This window comes from Streptomyces sp. ISL-12, from assembly GCF_018614415.1.
Lineage (GTDB): Bacteria > Actinomycetota > Actinomycetes > Streptomycetales > Streptomycetaceae > Streptomyces.
Window position 1 is genome coordinate 17,162 of the sequence record NZ_JAGGOO010000136.1, and the last position, 11,204, is coordinate 28,365.

Sequence of the window (11,204 nt, forward strand, 5' to 3'; positions counted from 1 at the left end):
CTGGAACGGGCATGCCGACGATACCGATCGCGCCGACGCGCGTTGAGATCAGGGCGGGGGTGAGGGCGAGGCGGGGTGGGGTGGGGTCAGGGTGAAGGTGGGGCGGGGTCAGGGTGAAGGTGGAGTGGGTCGGGGTGAGCTGCGGGCGAGGCCGGTGGCGCGACGGGTCTGCGCGGTGCGCGCGACGGGTTTGCACGATGCAGGTGGGCGGTGACGTAAGCGATGACGTAAGCGATTGCGCAAGCGTTTACGTCCATCACCGGATGCGATACCGTCCGCCCAGCCCCACAGGGAGCGCGGGGACAGCCGAGAGACCGGGGAAGGCCCAGAGGCCGGGACGGGGCGGGCGGGCGAAGGCCGAGAGGCCGGGGAGGGATCGGGTCGATGGCGACGATGGCCGACGTGGCGCGGAGCGCCGGTGTCTCGATCGCGACCGTCTCGCACGTCCTGAACGACACCCGGCCGGTGCTGCCCCGTACCCGTCAGGCGGTCCTGGACGCGATCGAGGAGCTGGGGTACGCCCCGAACGCCCTGGCGCGGTCGCTGGTCACCGCGCGCACCCGTTCCATCGGGCTCGCGGTCTCCGCGATCAGCAATCCCTACTTCACCGAGATCCTCCAAGGGGTCGAGGCCGCCGCTGTGCGGCAGGGCTACGGCGTGCTCATCGCCGACCCGCGCGACGACCCCGGGCACGAACTCGAGGTCGTCCGACTCCTGCACGAACGCCGCGTGGACGGCGTGCTCGTCGCCCCCTCGGCCGACCCGGGCGCCCTCGTCGCCTACCTCGGCAGGCACCGGGTACCGACCGTGTTCCTCGACCGGGTCGTCGACGTCCCGGCGGACGCCTCGCCGCGCTTCGACCAGGTCTGCGCCGGCGGCGCGGAACCTACGGCCCGGCTGGTCCGGCACCTCGCCGAACTCGGCCACCGGCGGATCGCCCTGGTGGCCGGCCGGCCCGGCTTCAGCACCACGCGCGAACGGGCCGCCGGGTACCGCGACGGCCTGCGAGCGGCGGGTCTGGCCTACGACGAACGGCTGCTGACGCACGGCGACTCCGAGTCGGCCGGCGCCGAACGGGCCACCGGGAACCTGCTCGCCCTGCCCGCACCGCCCTCCGCGCTGATCACCGCCAACAACGCGATGACCATCGGCGCGCTGCGCGCCCTGCGCACCCGTGGCCTGTCCGTGCCCGGCGACATCGCGCTGTGCTGCTTCGACGACTTCGCCTGGGCGGACCTGTTCACGCCCCGGCTCACCGCCGTCGCGCAACCCGGCAGGGAGCTGGGCACGCATGCCGTCCGGCTGCTCCTGGAACGCCTGGCGGACCCTGACCTGCCCGCCAGAACCGTACGGCTGACCTGCTCTTTCATGCACCGCACCTCGTGCGGGTGCCCCGACCCGTCCGAGGCACCCGCCCCGCCCGAAGCACCCGCCCCATCACAAGCACCTGCCCCATCCGAGACACCCGACCCATCCGAGGCTAAGGAAAGGACCGCACCGTGATCGTCGTCGCCGGTGAGGCACTGATCGACCTGGTACCGCAGGCCCCGGGCGCGCTGGCCGCCCTCACGCCGGCACTCGGCGGCGGCCCGTACAACACCGCCGTGGCCCTGGGCCGCCTCGGCTCCCCCGTCGCCTTCTGCTCCCGGGTGTCGTACGACGCCTTCGGTGAGGCGCTGCTGGACCGGCTCCGGCAGACCGGGGTGGACGTCTCCCCGGTCCAGCGCGGGACCGAGCCGACGACACTCGCCGTCGCCACGGTCGGCGCGGACGGATCGGCCGCGTACTCCTTCTACGTGGAGGGCACCGCGGACCGGCTGTTCCGTACGCCCGCCGCGCTGCCGTCCGGGACCCGGGCGGTCTCCTTCGGCACCTGTTCGCTGGTGCTGGAGCCGGGGGCGAGCGCGTACGAGGAGCTGATGCGGGAGTCCGCCGCGCGGGGCCTGTTCACGGCCCTGGACCCGAACATCCGGTCGGGGCTCATCGCCGACCCGGACGGGTACCGGGCCCGGTTCAAGAGCTGGCTGCCCTCGGTGTCCCTGCTGAAGCTGTCCGCGGAGGACGCCGAGTGGCTGGGCGGCACGCCCCGGGAGTGGCTGGCCTCGGGCCCGGCGGCGGTCGTGGTCACCCTGGGCGGTGACGGGCTGACCGTCTTCACCCGCGACGGGAGCGTGTACGCGGTGCCGGGTGAACAGGTCGACGTCGTCGACACCATCGGCGCGGGCGACACGGTGAACGCCGCGCTGCTGCACGGGCTCGCGGCCCGCGACGCGCTCACACCCGAGGCGCTGGCCTCACTGGGAGCGGACGGCTGGACGGACCTCCTCGGCTTCGCGGCCCGCGCAGCGGCGGTCACCTGCTCGCGTGCGGGCGCGGAACCGCCGTACGCACACGAAGTGGCGGCCTGACGCCGTAGTTCAGCCGACCTCCCGCGCCGCCAGCGCGCGCGTGGCCGCCGGGCGGCGAGGTGGTCCAGGGCGGCGGCCGTGGAGTCGTCGGCGGGCAGGTGGACGACGATCCACAGGCCGGACTGCACGTCGGTGAGACCGTCAGGATGTGGTGACGCGCTGTGCGCACGTCATGGCGGGGGGATGGCGACGCGGCCGGATCACGTCATCGCGCGCGGGCATGGCGACGCGCCGGGTTCACGTCATCGCGTGTGCCCGGCGCGTCGCCGTGCCGCTGCCGTTCCCGTTCCGCCGGGGCGGTCAGGGCTTGCGGGTCCCGGTCGCCTTTTTGACGGGGGCCTTCCTGGCGGGGGCCTTGGCCGCCGCCGTCGTCTTCTTGGCGGCCGTCTTCTTCGCCGCAGTCTTCTTCGGCGCGGCCTTCTTCGCCGTTCCTCGTGCGGTGTCCACGGGGTCCGCGTCGCTGATCCGGTCGGCACCGAGGGTGTCCCGCAGGAACTTGCCGGTGTGGCTGGCGGGCACGCTCGCGACCTGCTCCGGCGTGCCTTCGGCGACCACCAGGCCGCCGCCCGCGCCGCCCTCGGGGCCCATGTCGACGACCCAGTCGGCGGTCTTGATCACATCGAGGTTGTGCTCGATGACGATGACCGTGTTGCCCTTGTCGACCAGGCCGGACAGGACGGTCAGCAGCTTGCTGATGTCCTCGAAGTGCAGACCGGTGGTCGGCTCGTCCAGGACGTAGACCGTACGGCCGGTGGAACGGCGCTGCAGTTCGCTGGCGAGCTTGACGCGCTGTGCCTCACCGCCGGAGAGGGTCGTCGCGGACTGGCCGAGGCGGACGTAGCCGAGGCCGACGTCCTTCAGCGTCTTCATGTGCCGGGAGATCGCGGGCACCGCCTCGAAGAAGTCGGTGGCCTCCTCGATCGGCATGTTCAGCACGTCGGCGATGGACTTGCCCTTGTAGTGGACCTCCAGGGTCTCCCGGTTGTACCGGGCACCGTGGCAGACCTCGCACGGGACGTAGACGTCCGGGAGGAAGTTCATCTCGATCTTGATCGTGCCGTCGCCCGAGCAGTTCTCGCAGCGGCCGCCCTTGACGTTGAAGGAGAAGCGTCCGGGCAGATAACCGCGGACCTTCGCCTCGGTCGTCTCGGCGAACAGCTTGCGGATGTGGTCGAAGACACCGGTGTACGTCGCCGGGTTCGACCGCGGGGTGCGGCCGATGGGCGACTGGTCGACGTGGACGACCTTGTCGACGAGGTCGTCGCCGTCCACGCGCGTGTGCCGCCCGGGAACGTTGCGGGCGCCGTTCAGCTCACGCGCGAGGTGGGTGTACAGGATGTCGTTGACCAGCGTCGACTTGCCGGAACCGGAGACGCCGGTGACCGCCGTGAAGACGCCGAGCGGGAACGACACGTCGATGTCCCGCAGGTTGTTCTCCCGGGCGCCGTGCACGGTGAGCTGTCGGGACGGGTCACGGGGGCGCCGTACGTCGGGCAGCGGGATGGCCTTCTTGCCGGACAGGTACAGGCCGGTCTGCGACTCGGCGTTGTCGAGCAGTTCCTTCACGGAGCCGCTGTGCACCACCTTGCCGCCGTGCTCACCGGCGCCCGGGCCGATGTCGACGATCCAGTCGGCGACCTTGATGGTGTCCTCGTCGTGCTCGACGACGATGAGCGTGTTGCCCATGTCGCGCAGCCGCACCAGGGTCTCGATGAGCCGGTGGTTGTCCCGCTGATGCAGGCCGATGGACGGCTCGTCGAGGACGTAGAGGACGCCGACGAGGCCGGAGCCGATCTGGGTGGCCAGGCGGATGCGCTGGGCCTCACCGCCGGAGAGGGTGCCCGCCGCGCGGTTGAGCGACAGGTAGTCCAGACCGACGTCGACCAGGAAGCGCAGCCGCTCATTGACCTCCTTGAGCACGCGCTCGGCGATCTTCTTGTCGCGGGCGGTGAGCTTCAGCTCGCCCAGGAAGTCCGCGCAGTCGCTGATGGACATCGCGGAGACCTCGGCGATGGACTTGCCCATGACCGTGACGGCCAGGATCAGCGGCTTCAGGCGGGTGCCCTCACAGGTGGGGCAGGGCACCTCGCGCATATAGCCCTCGAAGCGCTCGCGGCTGGAGTCGCTCTCGGCCTCGCTGTGCCGGCGCTTGACGAAGGAGACCGCGCCCTCGAAGGCCGTGGTGTACCGGCGCTCGCGGCCGTACCGGTTGCGGTAGCGGACCTCTACCTGCGTCTTGTGGCCGTACAGCAGGGCCTTCTTGGCGCGCTGCGGGAGACCGGCGAAGGGGATGTCGGTCCGGAAGCCCAGGGCGTCGGCGAGGGCGCCGATCAGCCGGGCGAAGTAGTCCTTGGTGTGTCCGTGCGACCAAGGGTGGATGGCGCCCTCGTCCAGGGACTTGTCGGGGTCCGGGACGATCAGCTCCGGGTCGACCTCCATGCGCGTGCCGATGCCGGAGCAGTCGGGGCAGGCACCGAAGGGCGAGTTGAAGGAGAAGGAGCGGGGCTCCAGCTCCTCGAAGGACAGGTCGTCGTACGGGCAGTACAGGTGCTCCGAGAACATGCGCTCGCGCTCGGGGTCGTCCTCGGGGAGGTCGACGAAGTCGAGCACGACCATGCCGCCGGACAGGCCGAGCGCGGTCTCGACCGAGTCGGTGAGTCGGCGCTTGGCGGACTCCTTGACGGTGAGGCGGTCGATGACCACCTCGATGGTGTGCTTCTCCTGCTTCTTCAGCGTGGGCGGGGTGGCGAGCTGGATGGTCTCGCCGTCCACGCGCGCGCGGGAGTAGCCCTTGGTCTGGAGGTCGGCGAAGAGGTCGACGAACTCGCCCTTGCGCTCACGCACCAGCGGCGACAGCACCTGGAAGCGGCTACCCTCCGGCAGCTCCAGCACGCGGTCGACAATGGCCTGCGGCGACTGGCGGGAGATCGGCCGGCTGCACTGGGGACAGTGCGGCTTGCCGATGCGCGCGAAGAGCAGGCGCAGGTAGTCGTAGACCTCGGTGATGGTGCCGACCGTGGAGCGCGGGTTGCGCGAGGTGGACTTCTGGTCGATGGAGACCGCCGGGGAAAGGCCCTCGATGAAGTCGACGTCCGGCTTGTCCATCTGGCCGAGGAACTGCCGGGCGTAGGAGGAGAGCGACTCCACGTAGCGCCGCTGGCCCTCGGCGAAGATCGTGTCGAAGGCCAGGGAGGACTTGCCCGACCCGGACAGGCCCGTGAAGACGATGAGCGAGTCACGCGGCAGGTCGAGCGAGACGTTCTTCAGGTTGTGCTCGCGCGCGCCACGGACGATGAGACGGTCGGCCACGCCGGTCCGCACCTTTCTTGAGAGAAGTGACAGGGGCGGGGCCCCCGTCCTTCTCAGACTAGGGGGAGCCACTGACAACGCCGGTCGGATTCACGGGTTGTCAACAAACCCCGGCTATCCAGCATGCCCGACGCCACGTCCGACCATATAGCACGTGCATTCGATTTACGGGTGCGGGCCGCCTCCTTCACTCGAAGGGGTGGCGCGCCCTAGGGTCAGTGGCATGACGGATCACGCGCATGACCTGGCGTCTGTACGCGACGCTACCGAGCGGCTGCTCAGCGCGGTCGGTGAACTGGACAACGCGAAGGTGACCGACCAGTCACGACTTCCCGGCTGGACCCGGGGGCACGTGCTCGCCCACCTCGCCCGCAACGCGGACGCGCTCGTGAACGTCCTCGAAGGACGGCCCATGTACGCCTCCGCCGAGGCTCGGGACGCCGACATCGAGCGGGACGCTCCGCGCCCCCTCGACGTGCAGATCGCGGACGTGCGCGAGAGCGCGGCCCGTTTCCAGCGGGCGGGAGCCGTACCGGCGGACTGGTCACGCACCGTCGTGCTGCGCAACGGGATCACCGACGCCGTTTCCCAGTTGCCGTTCCGGCGGTGGGCCGAGGTCGAGCTGCACCATGTGGACCTGGGGATCGGGTACGAGCTGGAGGATCTGCCGGCGGAGTTCACCGAGCGGGAGATCGGTTTCCTCACCGAGCGGTTCGCGGGGCACCGGGACGTGCCGCCGACGCGGATCACGGACGGCACGCGCGCGTGGCGCACGGGGCGGGAGGGCCTGGCGGAGACGGAGGCCGTCGAAGTCACCGTCGCGGGCGAGCGGGCCGACCTGCTCGGCTGGCTCGCGGGCCGCCGTGACGGCTCGGGCCTCACGGTGACGGGCGGGCCGCTGCCGGCCCTTGCCCCGCTGTAGCCGCGCCGCCCCCGCGAGTCCCCGGCCGGGCCTGGGCGGCACTAGGCTGGCGGCCATGACGTACAGCGGAGAGGTGAGGGTCGGCGGCCCCGCCGACGTGCACGAGCTCAAGGACCTGATGATCACCAAGATCGCGGTCGGCCCGATGAACAACAACGCCTATCTGCTGCGCTGCCGGGCCACTGACGAGCAGTTGCTGATCGACGCCGCCAACGACGCCGAGACGCTGCTCGGCACGATCGGTGCCGACGGCGTCGCGTCCGTCGTCACCACCCACCAGCACGCCGACCACTGGCAGGCGCTGGCGGAGGTGGTCGCCGCCACCGGCGCCCGCACCTACGCCGGCCGGCACGACGCCGAGGGCATCCCCGTCCCCACCCACGTACCGGTGGACGACGGGGACACCATCCGAGTGGGGCGTGTACGGCTCACCGCGCGCCACCTCGTCGGGCACACGCCGGGCTCGATCGCCCTCGTCTACGACGACCCCCACGGGCATCCCCATGTGTTCACCGGGGACTGCCTCTTCCCGGGCGGTGTGGGCAACACCTGGAAGGACCCGGAGGCGTTCGCGAGCCTGATCCACGACGTCGAGACGAAGATCTTCGACCCGCTGCCGGACGAGACCTGGGTCTACCCGGGACACGGCAACGACACCACACTGGGCGCGGAACGCCCGCACCTGCCGGAGTGGCACGCGCGAGGGTGGTGACTCCCAGGGCGGCGCGGGAACCGAACGAGGCGCGGTGCATGGTGTGCGCCCCGCGCGAGCACCGCGCACGCCCCGTGTGAATCCTTCGCACACGCCCGTCCCGTACACGCGCTACCGGCGCACACCACCGCGCGGTCAACTGGTGCCGGTTCCGCGCGGAAGACCTGTCCCGCGTTGCACCCCGGGCCGCCGGTCTCTCTTCCCCGTTCCCTTCCCCTCCCCCGGCCGGCGGCCCGGCGGGGTCACACCAGCGGCACCGGCGTCACGCCTGGGTCCGCCCCGCCCCCGCCAACGCGGCGATCCGCTCCACGCCGAACACGTACCCCTGCACACCGCAGCCCGCGATGACACCGTCGGCACGCTGCGACACGTAGGAGTGGTGCCGGAACTGCTCACGCTGGTGGATGTTGGAGATGTGGACCTCCACCACCGGAAGCCCGTCGCAGGTGTTGAGCGCGTCCAGGATCGCGACGGACGTGTGGGAGTAGGCAGCCGGGTTGATCACGATGCCGCAGTGGTTCAAGCGGGCCTCGTGGATCCAGTCGACCAGTTCGCCTTCGTGATTGGACTGGCGGAAATCCACCGTGCCGCCATGTGCGCCCGCCGCCTTGACGCACAGCGTCTCGATGTCGGCCAGGGTGTCGGACCCGTAGATCTCCGGCTGGCGCTGGCCGAGCAGGTTCAGGTTGGGGCCGTTGAGGATCATGATCGGTGCGTTGGCCAGGGTGCGGGGCACGGTTCCTCCGGTCCGTCGGGTGGGCGGTCCGCCGGACCGCTGTCCGCCCCGGTTTATCACGGCGCCCGCCCGGCGCATCGCCGCCGTCCACTGCCCCGCTCACCCCTTGAGCGCCCCGTAACCGCCCATCACTGTGGGTAGTTGGCGCAGCATGCACCAAGTACACGAAGGACGCGCCGCGAAGGCGCCCTCCATGCCGCGACTGGCCGGCGCCGCGCTCGCCGGCACGGCGATCGAGTTCTACGACTTCTTCGTCTACGGGACCGCGGCGGCTCTGGTCCTGGGCCCGCTGTTCTTCCCGACGATCTCCCCGCTGGCGGGAACGCTGGCCGCCTTCGGCACGTTCGGTGTCGGCTTCGTGGCCCGGCCGCTCGGGTCGGTGCTGTTCGGGCACATCGGGGACCGCCACGGACGACGGCCGGTCCTCGTCCTCTCGCTGCTGCTGACCGGGGCGTCGACAGTCGCGGTCGGCTGTGTGCCGACGTACGGCACGATCGGGGTGGCGGCACCGCTGTTCCTCATCGCGCTGCGCTTCCTGCAAGGGCTGGGGCTGGGCGGGGAGTGGGGCGGCGCGGTGCTGCTGACCGCGGAGCACGCGCCGGCCGGGCGGCGCGCACTGTGGGCGAGCTTTCCGCAGGTCGGGCCCGCGCTGGGTTTCCTGCTCGCCAACGGCGTGGTACTGGTGCTTTCCGCGTCACTGTCGGAAGCCCAGTTCGCCCAGTGGGGGTGGCGGGTGCCGTTCTGGGCGGCGGGCGTGCTGGCCCTGGTCGGGCTGTGGCTGCGGTCGTCGCTCGCGGAGAGTCCCCGTTTCCTGGAACTGGACGGCCGCGCGCGCGTCCCGTTCGCCGAAGTGGTGCGGGACCACTGGCGGCTGGTCCTGCTGACCGCCGGAGCCCTGGCGATCGGGTACGCCATCTTCTACACCGTCTCGACCTGGTCCCTCGCCTACGCGACCGAGCGGCTCGGGGTGGAGCGGAGCGTGATGCTGGTCTGCATCATGGCCGCGGTGGTGGTGAAGGGCGCTCTCACGCCGGTGTTCGCGCTGCTCGGCGACCGCTACGGGCGCCGGCCGGTGTGCCTGGCCGGATGCGGAGCGGCGGCGGTGTGGATGTTCCCGATGATCGCTCTCCTGGCCACCGGCGAGCCGCTGCTGATGTTCCTGGGCTTCCTGGTGGCGATGATCGCCTTCATCACGATGTTCTCGGTGATCGCGGCGTATCTGCCGGAGCTCTATGAGGCGCGGGTGCGCTGTACGGGTGCCGCGGTGGGGTACAACCTCGGCGGGGTGGTGGGCGGCGCCGTCACACCCATCGTGGCAACGGCCCTCGCGGAGCAGGGCGGCCGTGTGCCCTGGGCCGTGGGCGCGTATCTGACGGTGATCGCGCTGCTCAGCCTCGGCTGCTTCGCGCTGCTGCCGGAGACGCGACCGGCATCGGTGCCGGTCGCGGCGCCCGTTTCGGGGTGACGGGCGGTCTGCCCGTGAGGCCGATACAGGCGGGAAGGCCCCGGGAGCAGTGCCGGCGATGTGCCGTGCGCCGCTCCCGGGGCCGATTCCTCTGCCGGTCGTATCGCCCTTACGTCTGAAGGGCTCAGCACGGTCCCGTGATTGGCCTGCTGTGCGGAGATTCAGGCTGCCCGGGGATCCTGGGATACAGGCTGCCCTGGACGCGGACTCTCCCGCAGGCGGACCTTCCTGGAGGTCAGACGTCGACGCTGTCCTTCGGTGCGTCTTCGTCGCGGGCGTCGGCCGCTTCGGCCGCCGCCTGCTTCCTGGTCGCCCGCAGGCTGGTGATCGTGGTGACGATCAGGACCGAGCAGATCACGCCGAGCGAGACCGGGATGCTGATCTCGGGGACGTGGACACCGGACTCGTGGAGCGCGTGCAGGACGAGCTTGACCCCGATGAAGCCCAGGATGATCGACAGGCCGTAGGAGAGGTGGACCAGCTTCTTCAGCAGGCCGCCGATGAGGAAGTACAGCTGCCTGAGGCCCATCAGGGCGAAGGCGTTGGCCGTGAACACGATGTACGGGTCCTGGGTGAGACCGAAGATCGCGGGGATCGAATCCAGGGCGAAGAGCACATCGGTGGTGCCGATCGCGAGCATCACGACCAGCATCGGGGTCATGACCCGCTTGCCGTTCTGCTGGATCCACAGCTTGGTCCCGTGGTAGCGGTCGGCCACGCCGAAGCGACGCTCGGCGGCCTTGAGCAGCTTGTTCTCCTCGTACTCCTCGTCCTCTTCGTCAGCCCTGGCCTCCTGGATGAGCTTCCAGGCGGTGTAGATCAGGAACGCTCCGAAGATGTAGAAGACCCAGGCGAAGCTGGCGATGATCGCGGCGCCTGCGGCGATGAACACGGCCCTGAGCACCAGGGCTATGAGGACGCCTATGAGGAGCACTCGCTGCTGGTACTGCGAGGGCACCGCGAACTTCGCCATGATCAGGACGAAGACGAAGAGGTTGTCGACGCTCAGGGACTTCTCGGTGATGAAGCCCGCGAAGAACTCACCGGCGGGCTGGCCGCCGCCGAAGAGGAGCAGACCGAGCCCGAACAGCGCGGCCAGGGCGATCCAGACGCCCGTCCAGATCCCGGCTTCCTTGATTGATACGTCGTGCGGTTTGCGGCCGATGAAGAAATCGACCGCGATGAGGGCGGCAAGGCCCACGATGGTCAGGACCCACAAGGTCGTCGTAACTTCCACTGCGCCTCCGGCAGTACGTAACGGCAGGTGTCAGCGTCGTCGCTGCCGGAGGTCTCTTCCACCCGGGATCCGGTGTGCGAGACGCACTCGGAACCACGGGCCGACGCCCCGGGATCTGGCCTGATCCGTATTGACGGGCACGCCGCAGCAGACAGGGAGTACTCCCCTCCGTAGGAAAAACAGTACCCAATCACCAAGGATTGGTAAAGGGTTTCGCTAATTTTGCCCAAAGTGCCAGGTGGGAGCTTTTTACCAGCTCTTGATCACTCGACCTCCGTCGGCGGCCGGACGCCGCCCGCGAGCCTCCGCGACCTGGTCGAGCACCTGCTGCAGCGCCTGGCTGCCGGGCGGCACGAGCGAGGATCTCGGGTCCTGACCGCCCGCAGATCCAGACGTGCCTGACCCCGGTGGCCGA

The 11,204-nt window shown here is 70.3% G+C and carries 8 protein-coding genes; 5 read left to right on the plus strand and 3 right to left on the minus strand.

Going from position 1 to position 11,204, the window contains the following annotated elements; translation table 11 throughout:
- Positions 1 to 384: 384 nt before the first annotated feature.
- Together J7I94_RS32030 and J7I94_RS32035 are read left to right on the plus strand one after the other, a co-directional pair.
- Complete coding sequence (locus J7I94_RS32030; RefSeq protein ID WP_215172807.1) at positions 385 to 1,503, plus strand: LacI family DNA-binding transcriptional regulator; 1,119 nt, start codon at positions 385 to 387, stop codon at positions 1,501 to 1,503.
- Positions 1,500 to 2,408: a carbohydrate kinase gene (locus J7I94_RS32035; protein WP_215172809.1), complete on the plus strand. Its 909-nt coding sequence runs from the start codon at positions 1,500 to 1,502 to the stop codon at positions 2,406 to 2,408. Before J7I94_RS32030 ends, J7I94_RS32035 begins: the two co-directional genes overlap by 4 nt.
- 300 nt (positions 2,409 to 2,708) lie before the next feature.
- Here J7I94_RS32035 and uvrA read toward each other — a convergent pair whose 3' ends face one another.
- Positions 2,709 to 5,717 carry an excinuclease ABC subunit UvrA gene (uvrA, locus tag J7I94_RS32040; RefSeq protein WP_215172811.1) on the minus strand — a complete coding sequence of 1,003 codons (3,009 nt, stop codon included), beginning with the start codon at positions 5,715 to 5,717 and terminating at the stop codon, positions 2,709 to 2,711.
- Between the two features lie 223 nt (positions 5,718 to 5,940).
- Here uvrA and J7I94_RS32045 point away from each other — a divergent pair, with 223 nt between their 5' ends.
- Together J7I94_RS32045 and J7I94_RS32050 are read left to right on the plus strand one after the other, a co-directional pair.
- Positions 5,941 to 6,639 (plus strand): maleylpyruvate isomerase family mycothiol-dependent enzyme, encoded by a 699-nt coding sequence (locus J7I94_RS32045; RefSeq protein ID WP_215172813.1) that lies wholly within the window; start codon positions 5,941 to 5,943, stop codon positions 6,637 to 6,639.
- A 55-nt stretch (positions 6,640 to 6,694) separates the two neighbouring features.
- Positions 6,695 to 7,351: an MBL fold metallo-hydrolase gene (locus J7I94_RS32050; protein ID WP_215172815.1), complete on the plus strand. Its 657-nt coding sequence runs from the start codon at positions 6,695 to 6,697 to the stop codon at positions 7,349 to 7,351.
- Positions 7,352 to 7,613: 262 nt separating this feature from the next.
- Here the strand turns inward: J7I94_RS32050 and aroQ are convergent, their stop codons facing one another.
- Positions 7,614 to 8,087 (minus strand): type II 3-dehydroquinate dehydratase, encoded by a 474-nt coding sequence (gene aroQ / locus J7I94_RS32055; RefSeq protein ID WP_215172817.1) that lies wholly within the window; start codon positions 8,085 to 8,087, stop codon positions 7,614 to 7,616.
- 193 nt (positions 8,088 to 8,280) lie between these two features.
- Here aroQ and J7I94_RS32060 point away from each other — a divergent pair, with 193 nt between their 5' ends.
- A complete protein-coding gene (locus tag J7I94_RS32060) occupies positions 8,281 to 9,552 on the plus strand; it encodes an MFS transporter (RefSeq protein ID WP_215172819.1) in 1,272 nt (423 codons plus the stop codon).
- Positions 9,553 to 9,787: 235 nt separating this feature from the next.
- On the opposite strand, the gene J7I94_RS32065 is transcribed toward J7I94_RS32060, so the two are convergent.
- Positions 9,788 to 10,789 carry a TerC/Alx family metal homeostasis membrane protein gene (locus tag J7I94_RS32065; RefSeq protein ID WP_215172827.1) on the minus strand — a complete coding sequence of 334 codons (1,002 nt, stop codon included), beginning with the start codon at positions 10,787 to 10,789 and terminating at the stop codon, positions 9,788 to 9,790.
- Positions 10,790 to 11,204 lie beyond the last annotated feature (415 nt).